The 18,748-nt window shown below is 70.5% G+C and carries 21 protein-coding genes and 5 pseudogenes; 4 read left to right on the forward strand and 22 right to left on the reverse strand.

Annotated features, from left to right (window positions below):
* Nucleotides 1-8: 8 nt before the first annotated feature.
* A complete protein-coding gene (gene rpsB, locus AC2VOK_RS14605) occupies nt 9-878 on the reverse strand; it encodes a 30S ribosomal protein S2 (RefSeq protein WP_428901125.1) in 870 nt (289 codons plus the stop codon).
* Between the two features lie 342 nt (nt 879-1,220).
* On the opposite strand from rpsB, the pseudogene AC2VOK_RS14610 reads away from it, so the two are divergent.
* Nucleotides 1,221-1,676, forward strand: a pseudogene (locus AC2VOK_RS14610) (M23 family metallopeptidase); the annotation flags it as partial.
* Nucleotides 1,677-1,704: 28 nt separating this feature from the next.
* On the opposite strand, the gene AC2VOK_RS14615 reads toward AC2VOK_RS14610, so the two are convergent.
* From AC2VOK_RS14615 to fdhD, 7 genes are all read right to left on the reverse strand, one after another.
* Complete coding sequence (locus AC2VOK_RS14615; RefSeq protein WP_421529783.1) at nt 1,705-2,610, reverse strand: tyrosine recombinase XerC; 906 nt, start codon at nt 2,608-2,610, stop codon at nt 1,705-1,707.
* A 33-nt stretch (nt 2,611-2,643) separates the two neighbouring features.
* Nucleotides 2,644-3,807 carry a lactate 2-monooxygenase gene (locus AC2VOK_RS14620; protein WP_428901126.1) on the reverse strand — a complete coding sequence of 388 codons (1,164 nt, stop codon included), beginning with the start codon at nt 3,805-3,807 and terminating at the stop codon, nt 2,644-2,646.
* Nucleotides 3,808-3,849: 42 nt separating this feature from the next.
* Nucleotides 3,850-4,713: a siderophore-interacting protein gene (locus tag AC2VOK_RS14625; RefSeq protein WP_428901127.1), complete on the reverse strand. Its 864-nt coding sequence runs from the start codon at nt 4,711-4,713 to the stop codon at nt 3,850-3,852.
* A 32-nt stretch (nt 4,714-4,745) separates the two neighbouring features.
* Nucleotides 4,746-5,915: a DNA-processing protein DprA gene (gene dprA, locus AC2VOK_RS14630; protein WP_428901128.1), complete on the reverse strand. Its 1,170-nt coding sequence runs from the start codon at nt 5,913-5,915 to the stop codon at nt 4,746-4,748.
* The gene (locus tag AC2VOK_RS14635) at nt 5,912-7,423 is read right to left on the reverse strand and encodes a YifB family Mg chelatase-like AAA ATPase (protein WP_428901129.1); all 1,512 of its coding nucleotides are present in this window, start codon (nt 7,421-7,423) and stop codon (nt 5,912-5,914) included. Before AC2VOK_RS14635 ends, dprA begins: the two co-directional genes overlap by 4 nt.
* The gene (locus AC2VOK_RS14640) at nt 7,423-7,809 is read right to left on the reverse strand and encodes a YraN family protein (protein WP_428901130.1); all 387 of its coding nucleotides are present in this window, start codon (nt 7,807-7,809) and stop codon (nt 7,423-7,425) included. Before AC2VOK_RS14640 ends, AC2VOK_RS14635 begins: the two co-directional genes overlap by 1 nt.
* A gap of 117 nt (nt 7,810-7,926) precedes the next feature.
* Complete coding sequence (fdhD, locus tag AC2VOK_RS14645) at nt 7,927-8,781, reverse strand: formate dehydrogenase accessory sulfurtransferase FdhD (protein ID WP_428901131.1); 855 nt, start codon at nt 8,779-8,781, stop codon at nt 7,927-7,929.
* 526 nt (nt 8,782-9,307) lie between these two features.
* Here fdhD and AC2VOK_RS14650 point away from each other — a divergent pair.
* On the forward strand, nt 9,308-10,039 hold the full coding sequence (locus AC2VOK_RS14650; protein ID WP_428901132.1) for a GAF and ANTAR domain-containing protein: 732 nt from the start codon (nt 9,308-9,310) through the stop codon (nt 10,037-10,039).
* A gap of 43 nt (nt 10,040-10,082) precedes the next feature.
* Here AC2VOK_RS14650 and AC2VOK_RS14655 read toward each other — a convergent pair whose 3' ends face one another.
* The 4 genes from AC2VOK_RS14655 to rplS are packed head-to-tail and all read right to left on the reverse strand — an operon-like array spanning nt 10,083 to nt 12,474.
* A complete protein-coding gene (locus tag AC2VOK_RS14655) occupies nt 10,083-10,388 on the reverse strand; it encodes a DUF2469 domain-containing protein (protein WP_007171389.1) in 306 nt (101 codons plus the stop codon).
* 54 nt (nt 10,389-10,442) lie between these two features.
* Nucleotides 10,443-11,171 (reverse strand): ribonuclease HII, encoded by a 729-nt coding sequence (locus tag AC2VOK_RS14660; protein WP_428901133.1) that lies wholly within the window; start codon nt 11,169-11,171, stop codon nt 10,443-10,445.
* A 13-nt stretch (nt 11,172-11,184) separates the two neighbouring features.
* Nucleotides 11,185-12,075 carry a signal peptidase I gene (gene lepB, locus AC2VOK_RS14665; RefSeq protein WP_428901134.1) on the reverse strand — a complete coding sequence of 297 codons (891 nt, stop codon included), beginning with the start codon at nt 12,073-12,075 and terminating at the stop codon, nt 11,185-11,187.
* 57 nt (nt 12,076-12,132) lie between these two features.
* Nucleotides 12,133-12,474, reverse strand: a complete 342-nt coding sequence (gene rplS / locus AC2VOK_RS14670) for a 50S ribosomal protein L19 (RefSeq protein WP_428901135.1) — start codon at nt 12,472-12,474, stop codon at nt 12,133-12,135.
* Between the two features lie 245 nt (nt 12,475-12,719).
* On the opposite strand from rplS, the gene AC2VOK_RS14675 reads away from it, so the two are divergent.
* Nucleotides 12,720-13,694: a serine hydrolase gene (locus AC2VOK_RS14675; RefSeq protein WP_428901136.1), complete on the forward strand. Its 975-nt coding sequence runs from the start codon at nt 12,720-12,722 to the stop codon at nt 13,692-13,694.
* Here AC2VOK_RS14675 and trmD read toward each other — a convergent pair.
* From trmD to AC2VOK_RS14700, 5 genes are all read right to left on the reverse strand, one after another.
* Nucleotides 13,691-14,398: a tRNA (guanosine(37)-N1)-methyltransferase TrmD gene (trmD, locus tag AC2VOK_RS14680; RefSeq protein ID WP_428901137.1), complete on the reverse strand. Its 708-nt coding sequence runs from the start codon at nt 14,396-14,398 to the stop codon at nt 13,691-13,693. The two genes, AC2VOK_RS14675 and trmD, sit on opposite strands and share 4 nt — an antisense overlap.
* A complete protein-coding gene (gene rimM / locus AC2VOK_RS14685; RefSeq protein ID WP_428901138.1) occupies nt 14,395-14,940 on the reverse strand; it encodes a ribosome maturation factor RimM in 546 nt (181 codons plus the stop codon). The genes trmD and rimM overlap by 4 nt, the downstream gene beginning before the upstream one ends.
* A gap of 19 nt (nt 14,941-14,959) precedes the next feature.
* Nucleotides 14,960-15,202, reverse strand: a complete 243-nt coding sequence (locus AC2VOK_RS14690) for an RNA-binding protein (RefSeq protein WP_369739544.1) — start codon at nt 15,200-15,202, stop codon at nt 14,960-14,962.
* A 5-nt stretch (nt 15,203-15,207) separates the two neighbouring features.
* A complete protein-coding gene (gene rpsP, locus AC2VOK_RS14695; protein ID WP_428901139.1) occupies nt 15,208-15,717 on the reverse strand; it encodes a 30S ribosomal protein S16 in 510 nt (169 codons plus the stop codon).
* A gap of 180 nt (nt 15,718-15,897) precedes the next feature.
* A complete protein-coding gene (locus tag AC2VOK_RS14700; protein ID WP_428901140.1) occupies nt 15,898-16,317 on the reverse strand; it encodes a nuclear transport factor 2 family protein in 420 nt (139 codons plus the stop codon).
* Nucleotides 16,318-16,416: 99 nt separating this feature from the next.
* On the opposite strand from AC2VOK_RS14700, the gene AC2VOK_RS14705 reads away from it, so the two are divergent.
* Nucleotides 16,417-17,337: a D-alanyl-D-alanine carboxypeptidase family protein gene (locus tag AC2VOK_RS14705; protein WP_428901141.1), complete on the forward strand. Its 921-nt coding sequence runs from the start codon at nt 16,417-16,419 to the stop codon at nt 17,335-17,337.
* Here the strand turns inward: AC2VOK_RS14705 and AC2VOK_RS14710 are convergent.
* The 5 genes and pseudogenes from AC2VOK_RS14710 to AC2VOK_RS14730 form a co-directional block, all read right to left on the reverse strand.
* Nucleotides 17,284-17,799, reverse strand: a complete 516-nt coding sequence (locus AC2VOK_RS14710; RefSeq protein WP_428901147.1) for a TetR/AcrR family transcriptional regulator — start codon at nt 17,797-17,799, stop codon at nt 17,284-17,286. The genes AC2VOK_RS14705 and AC2VOK_RS14710 overlap by 54 nt on opposite strands.
* Nucleotides 17,682-17,960 (reverse strand): annotated as a pseudogene (locus tag AC2VOK_RS14715) (hypothetical protein); the annotation flags it as partial. The gene AC2VOK_RS14710 and the pseudogene AC2VOK_RS14715, both read right to left, overlap by 118 nt.
* Nucleotides 17,952-18,149: pseudogene (locus tag AC2VOK_RS14720) on the reverse strand (helix-turn-helix domain-containing protein); the annotation flags it as partial. The pseudogenes AC2VOK_RS14715 and AC2VOK_RS14720, both read right to left, overlap by 9 nt.
* 1 nt (nt 18,150) lies before the next feature.
* Nucleotides 18,151-18,585, reverse strand: a pseudogene (locus AC2VOK_RS14725) (IS607 family transposase); the annotation flags it as partial.
* A 25-nt stretch (nt 18,586-18,610) separates the two neighbouring features.
* Nucleotides 18,611-18,748, reverse strand: a pseudogene (locus AC2VOK_RS14730) (hypothetical protein); the annotation flags it as partial.

The following is an 18,748-nucleotide window of genomic DNA, read 5'->3' on the forward strand; positions in this document are numbered from 1 at the left end:
CAGCCTTCCTATGAGGGGTCAGCGGTCGGTTCGGTTGCATCCGCTGCGGCTTCACTGCCGACAGCGGCGGCGGTGTCGGCGCCAGCGGTTGCCGTGGCTGTCGCCGTTGCGGAAGCCAGCAGCTCCTGCTCCCATTCGGCGAGCGGCTCGGCGGCCTCGACCTCGGGCTTGCCGTCGCCGCGGCCCGCGCCGGCACGAGCCTGCAGACCCTCGGCGACGGCCGAGGCGATCACCTTGGTCAGCAGCGCGGCCGAGCGGATCGCGTCGTCGTTGCCCGGAATCGGGTAGTCGACCTCGTCGGGGTCGCAGTTGGTGTCCAGGATCGCGATCACCGGGATGCCCAGCTTGCGGGCCTCGCCGACGGCGATGTGCTCCTTGTTGGTGTCGACCACCCAGATCGCCGAGGGCACCTTGGCCATGTCGCGGATACCGCCGAGACTGCGCTCCAGCTTGTTCTTCTCACGGGTAAGCATCAGGATTTCCTTCTTGGTGCGGCCCTCGAAGCCCCCGGTCTTTTCCATCGCCTCGAGCTCCTTGAGGCGCTGCAGCCGCTTGTGCACGGTGGAGAAGTTGGTCAGCATGCCGCCCAGCCAGCGCTGGTTGACGTACGGCATGCCGACGCGGGTGGCCTCGGCCGCGACGGATTCCTGTGCCTGCTTCTTGGTGCCGACGAACAGCACCGTGCCGCCGTGGGCGACGGTCTCCTTGACGAACTCGTACGCCTTGTCGATGAAGGTCAGCGTCTGCTGCAGGTCGATGATGTAGATGCCGTTGCGATCGGTGAAGATGAACCGCTTCATCTTGGGGTTCCAACGACGGGTCTGATGCCCGAAGTGGGTGCCGCTGTCCAACAGCTGCTTCATGGTGACTACGGCCATGGATGTGCCTTACGTGTGTCGGTTGCCGCCCGGCATCGGGTGAGGCCGGGCCCTGGCGTCTGCTGCGTGCCGGACCCGGCCAGGAAAACCCGGACGGGACCGCCCGGCATGCGGTGCGGGCTCCTCGTGCTACAGGAGTCGCGGTGCAGGCGCGCGAAGTCAGCCCGCAAGCGAGCTGCGTCCGGAAGTTTACACGGGTCCCTCGGGTGGTTTGACCAGTTCTCCCCAGCGGCGTCTTCATCCACAGAACCCGCTGGTATGGGTGTCCGCAACCGCGGGGCGGCGCTCAATGGAGGTGTGCGGTGGGCGCTACTCCTGGGTTTGGCCCTGTTGTGCGTGCCCAGCGCCGCGCCGGCGCGAGCCGGCGACGAGCGGCTGGATTGGCCGTTGCGGCCGCCCCCGGCCGTCACCCGCGGATTCGACGCCCCGTCGCCGGACTGGCAGCCCGGACATCGGGGCGTCGACCTGGCCGGCTCACCCGGCCAACCGGTGTATGCAGCAGGCACCGCGACCGTGGTGTTCGCCGGGTTGCTGGCCGGGCGACCGGTCGTGTCGCTGGCCCATCCCGGCGGATTGCGCACCAGCTACGAGCCCGTCCGGGCGGCGGTGCGCCCAGGTCAGACCGTGACGGCCGCAACGGTGATCGGCTTGTTGGTGGCGGGGCACTCGGGGTGCCGGGCCTCGGGAGCTGGAGGGGCGTGCCTGCACTGGGGTGCCATGTGGGGGCCCGCGTCGGGCGCCCGCTACGTGGATCCGCTGGGCCTGTTGAGGTCCACACCGGTGCGACTCAAGCCGCTGGGCGGGTGAGGTTTGTTCGCGGCGAAAACTAGGCACGCGGATGGGCCTGGTCGTGCACCGCCCGCAGTCGCGACACCGCGACATGGGTGTAGAGCTGGGTGGTCGCCAGGCTGGAATGCCCGAGCAGTTCCTGCACCACCCGCAGGTCGGCTCCCCCTTCGAGCAGGTGCGTGGCCGCGCTGTGCCGCAGGCCGTGCGGGCCCATGTCGGGCGCGCCGTCGACCGCGGCGACGGTCTGGTGTACGACAGTGCGGGCCTGGCGCACGTCGAGCCGCCGGCCCCGGGCTCCCAGCAGCAGCGCCGGACCCGACTCGGCGGTCACCAGGGCGGGACGCCCGCCGGCCAACCACGCGCCGAGCGCTTCGGACGCCGGCAGCCCGAACGGCACGGTGCGCTGCTTGTTGCCTTTGCCCAGGACACGCACCAGCCGGTACCGGGTGTCGACGTCATCGACGTCCAGGCCGCACAACTCGCTCACCCGGATCCCGGTCGCGTACAGCAGCTCGACGATCAGCCGGTCCCGCAATGCCAGCGGATCGCCTTGCTGCGCGCCGGATTTCGCGGCCGCCATGGCGTCGGCAGCCTGATCCTGGCGCAGCACGGACGGCAACGTGCGATGCGCTTTGGGCACCTGTAGCCGGGCGGCCGGATCCCCGTCGAGCAGGCCGCGCCGCGCCGCCCAGGCGGTGAACGCCTTGACCGCCGAGGTGCGCCGGGCCAGCGTGGTGCGAGCCGCACCCGCGCCGGCCGCCGCGGCCAGCCACGACCGCAGCACCGGCAGGCTCAACCCGTCCAGGCCGACCCCGCGCCCGACGCAGAACGCCAGCAGCGAGCGCAGGTCACCCAGATAGGCGCGGCGGGTGTGCGCCGAGCGGCCGCACTGCAGCGCCAGGTACTCGTCGAACTCCTCGAGGACGTGTTCGCTGTCCGGCACTGGTCCACGCTCGCAGACCGCACGCCGCATTGCTCAGTCGACGCGCCGCAGCGTGTCCGGCGTGAGATCTTTGCGCGTCGGATATCCGTCCACGGCCATGATCAGGTCCGCCTCGGCCAGCATCATGCGCAGCACGTGCACGACCCCGTCGGCACCGCCGAGGGCCAGGCCGTACGCGTAGGGCCGGCCGACACCCACCGCCGTCGCGCCCAGCGCGAGCGCCTTGACGACGTCGGCGCCGCTGCGGACCCCAGAGTCGAACAACACCGGCAGCCCGTCGGCCGCCTCCACGACCTCGCGCAGGGAGTCCAATGCGGGCAGGCCGCCGTTGGCCTGGCGACCGCCGTGGTTGGAGCAGTAGATGCCGTCGACGCCGCCGTCCTTGGCGCGCCGGGCGTCGTCGGGATGGCAGATGCCCTTCAGGAGCAGCGGAAGGTCGGTCAACGAGCGCAGCCAGGCGAGGTCATCCCAGCTCAGCGCGTTCGCGAACAGCTGCACCCAGCGCAGCACCGCGCCCTGGGGGTCCTCCTCCGGCGGGCGTGCCAGGCCCGCCCGGAAGACGGGGTCGCTGGTGTAGTTGGCCAGGCAGTGGCCGCGCAGCTGCGGGAAGTTCGAGGTGCTCAGGTCGCGGGGCCGCCACCCGGTGACCCAGGTGTCGAGGGTGACGACGATGCCTTTGAAGCCGGCGGCCTCGGCGCGTTGCACCAGGCTGGCGGCCAGCTCTCGGTCGGTCGGCGTGTAGAGCTGGAAGAATCCGGGAGTGTTGCCGAGCGCGGCGGCGACGTCCTCCATGGGGTCGACCGACAGCGTGGAGGCCACCATGGGCACGCCGGTGCGCGCGGCCGCGCGGGCGGTGGCCAGGTCGCCGTGCCCGTCCTGGGCGCACAGGCCGATGACGCCGATCGGCGCCATGAAGATCGGGGTCGGCAGCGTCATGCCGAACAACTCGACGGACAGGTCGCGCTGTTCGGCGCCGACCAGCATGCGCGGCACCAGACCGCAGCGGTCGAAAGCCTCGCAGTTGGCCCGTTGCGTGCGTTCGTTGCCCGCACCCCCGGCGACGTAGGACCACACGGACGGCGGCAGCGCCGTTTCGGCCTTGGCTTCGAGCTCGGCGAAGGCCATCGGCAAAGACGGCACAACCCCGGCCAGGCCCTGCAGGTAGATCTCGTTCTGGTAGTCCCCGAAATGTGGCATGCGATGAGAATGCCAGCCGGCGCGGCGGACGACCTCCGGGGCCTACCGGAGTGCCCCCCGCGCCTCCGCTTCCTTCAGGGCCAGCTCCTTCTTCCACTGCCGGAAGGTCTCCTCGGTGCGACCGCGCCGCCAGTAGCCCGAGATCGACGACGCCCAGCGCGCATCCACACCGCGCTCGTGACGGACGTAGGGCCGCAGGTTGTGCATGACGGCCTGCGCCTCGCCGTGGATGAAAACGTGCACCTGCCCCGGCAGCCACGGCGTGGTGGTGACCGCCTCGATCAGCGGCGCATGGTCGCCGGCGCGGTCTTCGGGCACCAGATCGGCGCGACCGCCGCGGTAGACCCAGTGCACCTCGACGGACTCCGGTGCGATCAACGGGATCTCGTCCTCGGGGTTGGCCACCTCGATGAACGCCTTGCCGACCGAGTCGGCGGGCAGCGCCTCCAGCGCGGCGGCGATCGCCGGCAGCGCGGACTCGTCTCCGGCCAGCAGATGCCAATCGGCGGCCGGGTCGGGGGTGTAGGCGCCACCGGGGCCCATCAGGTACACCGGCTGGCCCGGTCGGGCCGCGGTCGCCCAGGGACCCGCCACACCGTGCTCACCGTGCACGGCGATGTCGACGGCGATCTGCTGGTTCACCGCGTCGACGCGGCGGACTGTCATGGTTCGCACCGGGGGTTTCCGCGCGGGCGGCAGCTCGGCGAAGCTGTCCAGCGTCAGCGGCCGCGGCAGCGCGGCGACGTCGACGTCGTCCGCGACGAAAACCATCTTGACGTAGGTGTCGGTGAACCTGTTGGGCACGAAGGTGGAGAACTCGCTGCTGCCGAGCAGAACCCGGATCATGTGGGGTGACAGCTGTCGCCTACCGGCGACTTCAAAGGTTTGCAGAGGTCGACCTGCCACGTGCCCTCCCTTCCAGACCCGGCCGGTGACGACTATACGAGCCACGGCGTCCGCCCAGCTCGGGCGGCGTTCGCGTGCACGACTTTCCAGCGGCCGTCGGCGCGCTCCACCAGCCCGGCCACCTCGAGGATCGCCAGCGGCCCCAGCACCTGCTCCGCCGGCAGGCCCGACGCCACCGCGACCTCCTCGACCGTGGCTGCGCCGCGCCCCGGCAGTGCCTCGTAGACCTGACGCTGCTCCTGGCTGAGCCCGTCGAGGGCGGTGGCCGGGCGCGGCTGTTCGGGTGCCAGCTCGCCGATGCGGCCGACGAACTCGACGATGTCCTCGGGCCGGGTGACCAGCTGCGCGCCGTGGCGCAGCAGCACGTGACAGCCCGCGGACGCCGACGAGGTCACGGGCCCGGGCACCGCGCCCACCACCCGGCCCAGGGCCCGCGCCCAGGCGGCCGTGTTCGCCGCCCCGCTGCGCAGGCCTGCCTCCACCACCACGACCGCGCCCGTGACCGCGGCGACCAGGCGGTTGCGGGTCAGGAACCGGTGCCGGGCGGGGCGTACCCCGGGCGGGTATTCGCTGAACAACAGCCCGTGTCGGCCGATGCGGTGCAGCAGGGCCGAATGGCCAGCCGGGTACGCGACGTCCAGCCCGCCGGCGAGGGCGGCCACCGTGATGCCGTCACAGGTCAGCGCCGCGCGGTGCGCCGCGCCGTCGATGCCGTAGGCACCGCCGGAGACGACCGCGATGTCTCGTTCGGTCAGACCGGCCACCAGGTCGGCCGTCACCTGCTCGCCGTACGCGGTCGAAGCGCGGGTGCCGACCACCGCGGCCGCACGTTCGCTCACCTCGTCCAGACGCGCCGGGCCCTGTGCCCACAGCACCATCGGCGGGTTTGCGCCCGGCCGCGCGCCGGGTCGAGCGCCGAATGCCGCGAAGGCCAGCAGCGGCCACTCGTCGGTGCCGGGCGTGACCAGTCGCCCGCCGCGGGTCGCGAGCAGCGCGAGATCGGCTGCGGCCCGGTCGGTTTCCCGGCGCGCCGCGGTGTGCCGCGCCAGGTCGTCTCCGACCAATCCGCGCCGGACCCGGTCGGCTGCCTCTACCGGGCCGACAGAGCGCGCCAGGGCCGCCAGTTGCGGGCAGGGCGGCTCGGCCACCCGTGACAGGTAGGCCCAGGCAAGGGCCGTGGGGTCGTCGACCGGTTCCGTCATCGCCGCGCCCCCATCTGCCGGAAGCTGAGCGCGGCGGCGACTTCGTCGAGCCCGGGGAGGTCCCGGCCGGCCAGGTCGGCCAGGCTCCACGCCACCCGCAGGGTGCGGTCCACACCGCGGATACTGAGCAACCCGCGATCCAGCGCGCCGCGCAGCGGCTCCATGGCGGCATTGCCGAGGCGGAACCTGCGCCGCAGCAACGGCCCGCCGACCTCAGCATTGGTGCGGAACCCGTGGGGGCGCCACCGCGCGGCGGCCGCCTCACGAGCCAGCGCCACCCGCCGGCGGACCCGCTCGGTTGATTCACCGTCGGCGACCGAGAACGCTCCGGCCCGTACCGGGTTCATCTGCACCCGCAGGTCCACCCGGTCCAGCAGTGGGCCGGATAGTTTGCCCAGATATCGCCGCTTTGTCGCGGCCGCGCAGATGCAATCCTGAGGATCGGCCGGCGCACACGGGCACGGGTTGGCGGCCAGCACCAGCTGGAAGCGGGCCGGGTAGCAGGCCACTCCGTCGCGGCGGGCAAGACGGATCTGACCGTCCTCCAACGGAGTCCGCAGCGACTCCAGCGCGGCGACACTGACCTCGGCGCATTCGTCGAGGAAAAGAACTCCGCGATGGGCGCGGCTGACCGCACCCGGGCGGGCCATCCCCGCGCCACCGCCGACCAGCGCCGCGACGCTGGAGCTGTGATGCGGCGCCACGAACGGTGCCCTGGTGATCAGGGGCGTGTTCGACGACAGCAGGCCGGCCACCGAGTGGATCGCGGTGACCTCCAGGGCCTCGCTTTCCGACAGCGGCGGAAGCAACCCCGGAAGACGTTGCGCCAGCATCGTTTTTCCGACCCCCGGCGGCCCGGTCAGCATCAGATGATGCGCACCGGCGGCCGCGACCTCCACTGCGAAGCGCGCCTGCGCCTGGCCCAACACGTCGGCGAGGTCGGACGAGGGCCCCGAACCGGTGGTGGCCGCACGGACCCGTTCGCTCAGGCGGGCCGACCCGGACAGCCAGCTCTGCAACTGCCCCAGGGTGCGCACTCCCCAGACGTCGATGCCGTCGACCAGGCTGGCCTCGGCCAGGTTGTCCACCGGGACCACGACCACCGGCCAGCCCTCGCGCTTGGCAGCGAGCACGGCGGGCAGCACCCCGCGCACCGGCCGGACCCGCCCGTCCAGCGACAGCTCGCCCAACAGGACCGTCTTGTCCAGGAGCTCCCACGGGGTTTTCCGCTGCGCCGAGAGCACCGCTGCCGCCAGGGCGATGTCGTAGACCGAGCCCATCTTGGGCAGCGTCGCCGGCGACAGCGCGAGCGTGAGCCGGGCCTGGGGCCAGCTGTTGCCGCAGTTGGTGACCGCCGCCCGCACCCGGTCGCGGGACTCCTGCAGCGCAACATCGGGCAGCCCCACCAGGTGCACGCCCGGCAGGCCCGAGCTGATGTCGGCCTCGATCTCCACGATCTCCCCGTCCAGCCCGCGCACGGCGACCGCGAACGCCCGTCCCAGCGCCATCAGCCGATCCCCCGCAGGTGGGTGATCTCGGGGGTGCGGCCTGAATTTCTGGGCCCGACCCGCACGCCGATCACGTCGATGCGCACGGCGGCCCAGTGCGCGTCCTGCCCGGCCAACCACAGCCCGGCAAGCCGGCGCACCCGACCGACTTTGCGCGGGGTGACCGCGTGCGGCAGCCCACCGTACCCGTCGCCGCTGCGCGTTTTCACCTCGACGAACACCACCGTGCGGGTGGCGTCGTCGGCGGCTATCACGTCGAGTTCCCCGTAGCGGCATCGCCAGTTGCGGTCCACGATCCGAAATCCCGTCCGGGTCAGGTGGTCCACGGCGAGCGCCTCGCCCATCGCGCCCAGCTCGATCCGGGTCATGGTCTTGTCTGTCGTCACACCGGCCACCCTGCTCGCCCGCCCCGACAGAATGTGTGACGGCCGGCCGCGAATCGCGGCATCGGCGGCCGGTTATCCCCAGTCGCGCGCGTATCCACAACCGGGTGGCCGGGCCGGCTAGGACCTGCCCCGGGTGATCCGGTCGGCGCGGGTGTAGACGTTCATCGAGTCCCCGCGCAGGAAAGCGACGAGTGTGACCCCGGATTCCTCGGCGAGCGAGACCGCCAGCGACGACGGCGCGGACACCGCGGCCAGCACGGGGATCCCGGCCATCACGGCCTTCTGGGTCAGCTCGAACGACGCGCGCCCGCTGACCAGCAACACCGACGCTTCCAGCGGCACCCGCTCGTGCTCCAGCGCCCAGCCGATGACCTTGTCGACGGCATTGTGGCGGCCGATGTCCTCCCGCACGGCCAACGTCGCGCCGTCAGCCGCGAACAGTGCCGCAGCGTGCAGCCCCCCGGTGCTGTGGAAGACCTTCTGCGCGGCGCGCAGTCGGCGGGGCATCGCGTGCAGCGTGGCCGCGGCGACGGTGGCGCCGTCGGCACCAGGGGCGAACCGGCTGGCCAGCCGGACCGCGTCCAGGGACGCCTTGCCACATACCCCGCACGACGAGGTCGTGTAGAAGTTGCGCGTGACGTCGAGACCCGGCGGCGCGACGCCGGGCGCCAGGGTCACCTCGAGCACGTTGTAGTTGTTGACGTAGTTGTTGACGCCGCCGTCGCCACGGGCGTCCCGGCCGCCGCAGTACCGGATACCGCGCACGTCCGCGCGGCCTGCGATCACCCCCTCGGTGAACAGGAATCCCTGCGCGAGTTCGACGTCCGCGCCGGGGGTACGCATCGTCACCGTGACCGCCGCGCCGTTGACCCGGATCTCCAGCGGCTCCTCGACGACGAGGGTGTCCGACCGGGTGGTCGACGTGTCGGCGGTGAGGCGCTGGACCCGCCGACGCGCCGTTACGCGCCCCACCGGGTGCTGACGCCGCCGGCATGGACGCCGCCGGGCGCGGCGCAGCTCTCGGACCCCATTGGATCAAACTACATCGGCGTGCCTCACAACACCGGGGACAACACCGGGGACAACACCGGGGACAGCACCGGGGACAGCACCGGGGACAACACCGACGGGACCTTGCCGTGCACGGCAAGGGGTTCCACGGAACCATGTCGGCCAGGGGCTGGCGCAGTGTGCCCGGCCACAAGGCATGGCCCCGGGGTGAACACCTCGATGAGGGAATCTTCGCCGAGGTCGCCGGACGCGAGCTCGCGCTGCCGAGCCGTCACGGGCACCGTCCTGGCCTGCGGGAGCGCAGCCGAAACGGGTACACCGATCACGGCCGGAATTTCCGCCCGCGCGCCGTGGGCTCACGGCGCAGCGACTGGCTGACGAGCCGGCAACTGCAGCGCACGCTATGTGCGCCACGTTGCCGACCGATAATCTACGGCCAGAAGGCGGGCCGGAAAACGCTCGGACACCGCCCTGAGGGAGGCGCAACGTGGTAAACGACGTGAACACCGGGGGCGAGAGGTCCGACCCGGCGACGGTTTTCGCCGCACTCGCCGAGATCATCTACCAGGGCTCGGACCCGGGTGAGATGTACTCGGCCATCTGTATCGCCGCGACCCTCACGGTGCGCGGCTGCGACCACGCCAGCCTGATGCTGCGGGAGAACGGCCGTTATGTCACGGTCGGCTCCAGCGACCGGCTGGCGCAGATGATCGACGAACTGGAACGACGCACCGGTGACGGCCCCTGTATCGATGCCATCGAGGAGGAGACTCCGCAGATCGACACGGACCTCACCTCGCCTTCCCTGTGGCCCCGGCTGGCGGCCGTCCTGGTCGCGGAGACGCCGGTGCGCGGAGCCATGGGGTTTCGCCTGTTGATCGACAAACGCAAGGCCGCCGCGCTCAACCTGTTCAGCGACACGCCCAACCTGTTCGACGCCGAGTCGGCCGGTGCGGCCGCGGTACTGGCCTCGTTCGCCAGCGTGGCCATCAACGCCACGGCCAAAGGGGAAGACGCCGCGAGCCTGCGGCGGGGACTGCTCAGCAACCGCGAGATCGGCAAAGCGGTCGGCATGCTGATGCTGCTGCACGACATGAGCGAAAACCAGGCATTCGACCTGCTGCGCCACCATTCGCAGAGCCTCAACATCAAGCTCGCCGACGTGGCGCGGACGGTCATCGAGCGGCGGGGCCGCCTGCCTCTCGACGGCGAGGATTAACTCCCGGTCGGCCGGGGTGAGCCTGACCGGCCGGGTGGGCCGGCTATTCGGGCAGGCGCAACTCGGGCTTTTCGACCTCTTCGATGTTGACGTCCTTGAAGGTGACGACGCGCACCTGCTTGACGAACCGCGCCGGCCGGTACATGTCCCATACCCACGCGTCGGACAGGCGCAGCTCGAAATACACCTCGCCGTCTGCGTTGCGGGGCACCATCTCCACGCTGTTGGCCAGGTAGAAGCGCCGCTCGGTTTCGACGACGTAACTGAACTGACCGACGATGTCCTTGTATTCGCGGTACAGCGAGAGCTCCATCTCGGTTTCGTACTTCTCGAGATCCTCTGCACTCATCTGTCACTCATCTGGTCAGACATCCTTCTTGTTGCCAACGGGTCCCATCTTTCCTCAACGGTATTGGTCCTGCCCATCCGGAGGGTCCGGATCGCAGTCGGCCACCACCTGGGTCTGTGCGCCGGTCGCCACGCGCCGGACGTTGACGAACGAATAGCGGTGTTCGGCGCACGGGCCGAACCGGGCCAGCGCCGTGCTGTGCGCGGGAGTGCTGTAGCCCTTGTGGTCGGCGAATCCGTAGCCGGGGTGGGCGGCGTCCAGGGCGACCATCAGCCGGTCCCGGCTGACTTTGGCCAGCACGCTGGCAGCGGCGATGCAGGCCGCGGCCGCGTCTCCACCCACCACCGGCAGCGAGGGCATCGGCAGGCCGGGCACCCGGAAACCGTCGGTCAGCACGTAGCCGGGCCGTACCGCCAGACCAGCCACCGCACGGCGCATGCCCTCGATGTTGGCGACGTGCACGCCGCGCCGATCCACCTCGGTCGACGGGATGAACACCACGTGGTAGGCCGACGCGTAACGGCGGATCAGGGGAAACAGCCGCTCCCGCTCCTTGCCGGTCAATTTCTTCGAATCATCCAGTGCGGCGAGGCTTTCCAACCTCCCCGGACCGAGCACGCAGGCGGCCACCACCAGCGGGCCCGCGCAGGCGCCGCGACCCACCTCGTCGACCCCGGCCACCGGCCCCAGGCCGCTGCGGTACAGCGCGGACTCCAGGGTCCGCAGCCCCCGCGAACCCCCTGACTTGCGGATCACCGTCCGCGGCGGCCAGGACCCCCTCATGCCAAAGCCATGGCTACCGATGTTGCTGGGGGTTCACCGAATCCACGACGCCCCAACGCCCCGGCGGCCACACGATGAACCTGGCCTTGCCGATGACGTTGGAGACCGGCACCGTGCCCGACATCGGATCGCCGGTGCACAGAATGCCCTTCAGCACGTCGGTCGGGGTGCTCGTGCAGTGGGCGCGCGAATCCGCCGAATGCGTCCGGTTGTCGCCCATCACCCACAGACGTCCCGCGGGCACGGTGACCGGCCCGAACTCGGGGCCCAGGCAGGGGTATGCCGTCGGGTTGGCCATCATGGTGGCCGGATCCAGATACGGCTCGTGAAGCCGCTTGCCGTCGACCGTCAGACCCGTGTCGTTGCGACACTGCACCGTCTGACCGCCGACCGCGATGACCCGCTTGACCAGGTCGTTCTCGTCGGGCGGCACGAAGCCGACGAAGGACAGCGCGTTCTGGGCCCAGCGCAGCGCGGTGTTGTTGGAACGGATCGACTTGTATCCGATGTTCCACGCCGGCGGCCCCTTGAAGACGACGACGTCGCCGGGGTGCGGGACGCCGAAGTCGTAGGTCACCTTGTCCACCATGATCCGGTCGCCGACGCAGCCGGGACATCCGTGCAGTGTGGGCTCCATCGACTCGGACGGAATCAGGTAGGGCCGCGCGACGAACGTGAGCATGACGTAGTAGAGCCCCACCGCGACGACCACGAGGATCGCGAACTCGCGCAGGGCGGACCGCTTGCTGCGCGTGGGCTCCGCCGCGTCCGGCGGTTCGCTCGTCGCGGCCCCTGGCTGCGCGGTCGCCGTGTCGTCGGTGCCGCCCGGGTCGCGGGTGGAAACCTTGGGCTCCGATTGACCAGCGTCGGGCCGGGGCTCGGGTGAGTCCGTGCTGTCGGTCACGAGATCAGCGTAGTCAGCGCGATGTGCGCCCCGGTGGAACGCCGGGCCGGTAGGCCGTCAGCGCTTCTCCTTGATCTTGGCTTTCTTGCCGCGGAGCTCGCGCAAGTAGTACAGCTTGGCGCGGCGGACATCGCCACGGGTCACCACCTCGATGTGGTCGATGTTGGGTGAATGCACCGGAAACGTGCGCTCGACGCCAACGCCGTAGCTTTCCTTGCGCACGGTGAAGGTCTCGCTGACGCCCCCGCCCTGCCGGCGGATGACGACGCCCTTGAACACCTGGATGCGCTCCTTGGCGCCTTCGATGACCTTGACGTACACATTGATCGTGTCGCCCGGACCGAAGGCCGGAATGTCGTCGCGTAGCGACGCCTGGTCGACGAAGTCCAGCCTGTTCATGCGAAAGACACTTCCTTGCAGTCGCGGCTCACGGCTGCCTTACGCAGGTGCGAAGAGGTCACCGAGCCGATGGGTTCGAGCGTTGCGATGCGTCTCGCAGCAGGCGGTGAGCGGCCCGGCCCGGCCGACGACCGCTGGAGACAACTGGTCAATTGTGCCAGACACCTGGCGTGCAGTGAAAATCACAGGGAACGACTGTGCCGTCCGGCGGGCCAACTACGCAGGTCAATGGTAGATATGACGGCATGCGATTACGGCCCCTGACGCCGCTGGCCGCCCTGGCGGCGGTCACGTTGGTCGCCGCGACGGCCTGTGTGGCCCAGTTGCACACGCAGGTACAGGCGAGGGTGTTCGACGCCCCGCTGGCCCCGCCGCCCCACTCGGCGCCGCCCCCGTCGCCGCAGCAGTTCGCCGATCTGCTCACGGTGGCCGCGCCGCCGCCTCCGCCCGAGCGGGCACTGCCCGGCACGGGGTTCGGCCTGCTGCAGGCCCGGGTGCAGCAGGCGACCGACGCGGCCGCCGCAGCCGGCGCCACGCTGTCGGTCGCCGTGCTGGATCGCGCCACCAACCGGCTGGTCTCCAACGGCAACGACCGGATCGCGGGGACGGCGTCGGTGGCCAAGCTCTTCATCGCCGACGACCTGCTGATGCGGGACGCGGCGGCCCAGACCGCGCTGACCCCCGACGACCGCCAGACCTTGGACCTGATGTTGCAGTCCTCCGACGACGGCGCGGCCGAGCGGTTCTGGGGTCAGGGCGGGGAAAACGGCATCATCACCGCGGTCGCGAGCCGGTATGGACTGGCGTCGACCACGTCGCCGCCCGACGGGCGCTGGTGGAACACGATCAGTTCGGCGACCGACCTGATCCGCTACTACGTGAAGCTGGTCGACGGGTCCGGCGGATTGCCCGTCGACCAGGCGAAGATCATCCTGGACGACCTGAACCGGTTCACACCCAACGGCGTCGACGGCTACCCGCAGCGATTCGGCATCCCCGACGGCCTCTACGCCGAACCGGTGGCGGTCAAGCAGGGCTGGATGTGCTGCGTCGGCAGCGACTGGATGCACTTGTCGACCGGGCTGGTCGGCGCCGACCAGCGTTACATCATGGTGGTGCAGTCGTTGCAGCCCTCCGACGACGCGACCGCCCGCGACACGATCACCCGGGCGGTCGCAACGATTTTCCCCGGCGGCCGCGTCGGTCCCGCGTTCGACTAGCTCCCGCGCGGATCACCCGGCGGGCACAGGTCGGGGCGGCGTTCCCGGGTGCGCCGCAGGGAGAGTTCCCGCCGCCAGGCGACGACCCGGGCGTGGTCTCCGGACAACAGCACGGCCGGGACGTCGAGTCCCCGCCAGCTGGGCGGCCGGGTGTAGCTGGGCCCCTCCAGCAACCGGTCCAGGCCCGGCGAGTGCGAGTCGTCGCGGTGCGACGCGGGGTTGCCCAGGACACCGTCCAGCAGCCGCAGCACCGCCTCGATCATCACGACCGCCGCCGACTCCCCGCCCGGCAGCACGTAGTCGCCGATCGAGACTTCCTCGACCCGCATCCGGCGGGCGGCGTCGGTGACGACCCGTTGGTCGATGCCCTCGTAGCGGCCGCAGGCGAACACCAGGTGCGTCTCGGCGCTCCAGCGCTGGGCCGTGGCCTGCGTGAACAGTGCGCCGGCGGGAGTGGGGACGACCAACAGTGTATCGCCGGAACAGACATCGTCCAGCGCCTCACCCCATACGGGCGCCTTCATCACCATCCCGGGTCCCCCGCCGTAGGGCGCGTCATCGACCGAGTGATGCACGTCGCGCGTCCAGCGCCGCAGGTCGTGCACACGCAGGTCGACCACACCCGACTCGATGGCCTTGCCCGGCAACGACTGCCGCAGGGGGTCCAGATAGGCAGGGAAGATCGTGACGACGTCGATTCTCATGCCAGATCGAGCAGACCCTCGGGCGGATCGATCTCGATGACGCCATCCTGCAGCGACACCGACGTGACGATCGCGCCGACGAACGGCACCAGCACCTCCCCACCCGCCCCGTCGGCGGGCTGCGGCCGCACGGACAGCAACTCGCCGGCCGCGGTGTGCAGCACCTCGGCGACGACGCCGACGTCGGCGCCCGTCGTCGTGCGCACGCGCAGGCCCTCGAGCTGATGGTCGTAGTAGGTGTCCGGCTCGTCGATCGGGTCGATCGGCGGCAGGTCCGCGGAGTCGACGACGAACAGATTTCCCCGCAACGCGTCGGCGGCGACCCGGTCGGCGACCCCGGCCAACCGCACCAGCAGCCGCCCGCCGTGCTCGCGCGCGCTGTCGACGACGTAACGTCGCTCCGGCCCGCCGCGGCGGGCGTCTCTGGCCCGCAGCGCGGTGCCCGGAGCGAACCGCGCGGCGGGGTCGTCGGTGCGGACCTCGACGATCACCTCGCCGCCGATCCCGTGTGCTTTCACCACGCGCCCGACGGTCAACTCCACGGGAGTTCCATGAACGGTGCTACTGGTCGGTGTCCACGACGTCGACGCGGATGCCCCGCCCGCCGATGCCGGCGACCAGCGTGCGCAGCGCGGTGGCGGTGCGGCCGCCGCGACCGATCACCTTGCCCAGGTCGTCGGGATGGACGTGGACCTCGACAGTGCGCCCGCGCCGGCTGGTCACCATGTCCACCCGGACGTCGTCGGGGTTGTCGACGATCCCGCGGACCAGGTGCTCGACAGCGTCGACGACGACAGTGCCCACGCCGGTCAGCTTTCCGCGGCGGGCTGGGCCGGCTCGGGCTGGTCACCCTCGGCGGCGGCGTCGGCGGCTTCGGCGGGCGCCTCGGCCGGTTTCTCTCCGGCGGCCTCGGCCTTGGCCGCCTTCTTGGCGGGGGCCTTCTTCTTCGGCTTGGCGGCCTCGGTGGTGGGGCCGCCCTCGGCCTCGGCCAGCGCGGCGTTGAACAGCTCGAGCTTGCTGGGCTTGGGGGGCTTGACCTTCAGGGTGCCCTCGGCGCCCGGAAGACCCTTGAACTTCTGCCAGTCGCCGGTGATCTTCAGCAGCTTGAGGACCGGTTCGGTGGGCTGGGCGCCCACGGACAGCCAGTACTGGGCGCGCTCGGAGTCGACCTCGATCAGGCTCGGCTCCTCCTTGGGGTGGTAGCGGCCGATGACCTCGATCGAACGGCCGTCGCGCCGCGTGCGGGCGTCGGCGACGGCGATGCGGTACTGGGGGTTACGGATCTTGCCGAGCCGGGTGAGCTTGATCTTGACAGCCATGTGTTACGCGCTCCTGGGTGTGTCACGCTGCAATTCGGCGATCGGGGCGGGTCGCCCGGATCCGGTTTTGCCTCGCGTGTGTGACCCGCGCGCGAGCACCCCGTCGGGGTGGGTCGCACGAGGGACAACAGGCCATTGTGCCAGAGCGGGAGCCGCGACCGGAAATTCGTCCGAGGAGGCTCACATCACTTTCTGGAACACCTTCGTCTCGACCCGGCGGTTCATCCGCCAGCCCTCAGGGGTGCGGGCGAACTCGTCGTCGTACCAGAGCCCGCAGAACAGCACCTGATCGCTCTCGCCGCCCAGCACCATCGGATTGAAGCAGATCACCCGCGACGACGCGGTGTCACCGTCGACGCGGACCGAGAAGTTGCCGAGCATGTGGGCGTACACCGGGAAGTTCGGCAGCACTTCCGACAGCCACTTCTTGACCTCGGGGTAGCGGCCGTCGATACCGCCCAGCGCCCGGTAGTCGATGTAGGCGTCGGGGGTGAACACGCGATCCAGATCGTCGAAACGGCGGTTGTCGATGGCGGTGGAATAGTCCACCAGAAGTTGCTGGATCTCGAGGCGGTCGGAGATTTCGGCCAGGCTCAGCATGCATCGGAGAATACTGAACGTGGGCGCCCGCCGAGCCGAAAGTCAGGCGCCGGAAGTTGAACGCCGGAACTCAGGAGCCGGAAGTTAAACTTTGCGCCCATGCGGAAGCTCATAGCCGGCCTCGCCGCGGCGCTCGCGTTCTGTGCCGGCGCGTTCTGTGCCGGCGCGTTCTGTGCCGGCGCGTTCGGTGCCGGCGCGTTCGGTGCCGGCGCGGCACGGGCCGACAGCGTGCAGCAGGCCGGCTCGGTGCCGATTCCCGACGGCCCCGCCCAGACCTGGATTGTTGCCGACCTCGACAGCGGTGAGGTGCTCGCCGGCCGCGACCAGGACGTGGCGCACCCGCCCGCGAGCACCATCAAGGTGCTGCTGGCGTTGGTGGCCCTCGACCAGGTGAGCCTGGACTCGACCGTGGTCGCCGATGCCGCCGACGCCGACGTCGAATGCAGCTGCGTGGGCATCAAGCCGGGCCGCAGCTACACCGCGCGCCAGCTGCTGGACGCGATCCTGCTGGTGTCGGGCAACGACGCGGCCAACACCCTGGCGCACCTGATGGGTGGCGCCGACGCCACCGTCGCCGCGATGAACGCCAAAGCCGCGTCGCTGGGGGCGACGAGCACGCACGCGTCGACGCCGTCCGGCCTGGACGGACCCGGCGGGTCCGGTGCGTCGACCGCGCACGACCTGGCCGTCATCTTCCGCGCCGCCCTGGCCAACCCGGTGTTCGCGCAGATCACCGCCGAACCCTCGGCGATGTTCCCCGGTGAGCACGGCGAGCACCCGATCGTCAACCGGGACGAGCTGCTGCAGCGTTACCCCGGGGCGATCGGCGGCAAGACGGGCTTCACCAACGCGGCCCGCAAGACGTTCGTCGGTGCGGCCGCGCGCGATGGACGGCGGCTGGTGATCGCGATGATGTACGGGCTGGTCCACGAGGGTGGCCCGACGTACTGGGATCAGGCCGCCAACCTACTGGACTGGGGTTTCGCGCTGAACCCGGAGATCGGCATCGGCTCGCTGTAGCAGCGCGAGCGGGGTCGTGAGCACCACAACGCGGCGCTCCGCGATGTCCGCCTGCGGCAGCACCCCCCCCCCGATCACGGTGGCCCCGTCGAACACGTTGGTCATCAGCGCCACCACGACCGGGAAGGCCTCCGCCGGGAAGCTCTCGGCACCGGGCAGGGCCCGGGCGGCGTCGTGAATCCCGGCCACGCGCTTGCTGAAGGTTTCCAGCTGGCGCCGCAGCACCTCCGACGCCGTGGCGGCCATGAAGTCGCCCATCGTCTCGAAGTGGCCGAACAGGGCCCCGACCGACACCCCGGCGCGCTTGGTGATCACCGCCGCCGAGGCGCGGGCGGAACCGGCCCGTAGAAGGCCATGTTGCGCAGGTGGGCGCCGGCGTCGGAGAACCCCATGTGGATGCTGGGGTCGGCGGCGAGCTTGTCGAGCTGGCGGGGCCGGTTGTTGGCGACCGTGGTGGTCCAGCGGACGTTGCGCTCGCCGTTGTCGACGAGCACGTCGAGGAAGGCGTCGCGCGGGTGCAGCCCGCGCGCGTCGGCGATCGCGCCGAAGCTCTTGCCGATCAACGACCGATCGGGGCATTCGAGGATCACCGCGTCGTGGAAGTCGCGGTGCCACAGCGACGGTTTTGCGGTCGCGATCCCGGTTGCGTGCCACACTTCGATGTCGGCTTTCAGGGTGGCCACCGTCCAGTCGAACGCCTTGCGTCGGGCGCCGAAATGGCGCGCCAACGCGCGAGCCTGGTCCTCGGTCGGGTCCAGCGTGGACCGAAACGCCTGCACACACCACCCGTCGGACACCTCGAAACGAGGCATCTCAGGCCGCCGCGGCGACAAGGGCACGCTTGGCCCGGTTAGCCGCAGCGCGTTTACCGCAGAGACGCGCGCACATCGAGGTCAGAATCTCTGTCATATCCCGCACCAGGTCATCGTCTACCTCGGCCGAGTCGACCACGACCAGCTCACGGCCCTGCGCGGCGAGTGAGGCTTCTACATACTCAGACCCGAATACATAGTCAGACCCGAACCGGCAGAACCGATCCCGATGCTCCACCACGATCCGCGTCACCGCCGGATCGCGCAACAGAGCAAGAACCTTTCGGCGATGCCCGTTCAGAGCGGAACCAACCTCAATCCCCACCTTGTCGACCGGGATCTGTTCGACCGTGGCCCACACGGTCACCCGCGCCACACCGTTTCGCTCCGCCCACGCCGCGAGATTCATGCTGCTGTTCCTACAGCACACCACCGACACTCCCGACCACTCAACACGCAACAGCTGGCAGCCCCGACATGCCGAGCATTCCGGCCGCCAGCGCCTCGTCGAGCAACGACGCCAGCTCGTCGAGTTCGGCCTCGGTGGGCTGCAGGGCGACGTCGGTGGCGCGGTCGAGTCCGAGGACTGCGGCCCGCAG

The organism is Mycobacterium sp. TH-M116 (genome assembly GCF_057473685.1).

What these genes read in the sequence shown, in the direction of transcription:
- rpsB (WP_428901125.1), bottom strand. Translation starts at nt 878, where the DNA reads ATGGCCGTAGTCACCATGAAGCAGCTGTTGGACAGCGGCACCCACTTC.
- AC2VOK_RS14660 (WP_428901133.1), bottom strand. Translation starts at nt 11,171, where the DNA reads ATGAGGGGGTCCTGGCCGCCGCGGACGGTGATCCGCAAGTCAGGGGGT.
- AC2VOK_RS14705 (WP_428901141.1), top strand. Translation starts at nt 16,417, where the DNA reads ATGCGGAAGCTCATAGCCGGCCTCGCCGCGGCGCTCGCGTTCTGTGCC.
- dprA (WP_428901128.1), bottom strand. Translation starts at nt 5,915, where the DNA reads ATGACGGAACCGGTCGACGACCCCACGGCCCTTGCCTGGGCCTACCTG.
- AC2VOK_RS14635 (WP_428901129.1), bottom strand. Translation starts at nt 7,423, where the DNA reads ATGGCGCTGGGACGGGCGTTCGCGGTCGCCGTGCGCGGGCTGGACGGG.
- rplS (WP_428901135.1), bottom strand. Translation starts at nt 12,474, where the DNA reads ATGAACAGGCTGGACTTCGTCGACCAGGCGTCGCTACGCGACGACATT.
- AC2VOK_RS14655 (WP_007171389.1), bottom strand. Translation starts at nt 10,388, where the DNA reads ATGAGTGCAGAGGATCTCGAGAAGTACGAAACCGAGATGGAGCTCTCG.
- AC2VOK_RS14675 (WP_428901136.1), top strand. Translation starts at nt 12,720, where the DNA reads ATGCGATTACGGCCCCTGACGCCGCTGGCCGCCCTGGCGGCGGTCACG.
- AC2VOK_RS14700 (WP_428901140.1), bottom strand. Translation starts at nt 16,317, where the DNA reads ATGCTGAGCCTGGCCGAAATCTCCGACCGCCTCGAGATCCAGCAACTT.
- rpsP (WP_428901139.1), bottom strand. Translation starts at nt 15,717, where the DNA reads ATGGCTGTCAAGATCAAGCTCACCCGGCTCGGCAAGATCCGTAACCCC.
- AC2VOK_RS14620 (WP_428901126.1), bottom strand. Translation starts at nt 3,807, where the DNA reads ATGCCACATTTCGGGGACTACCAGAACGAGATCTACCTGCAGGGCCTG.
- trmD (WP_428901137.1), bottom strand. Translation starts at nt 14,398, where the DNA reads ATGAGAATCGACGTCGTCACGATCTTCCCTGCCTATCTGGACCCCCTG.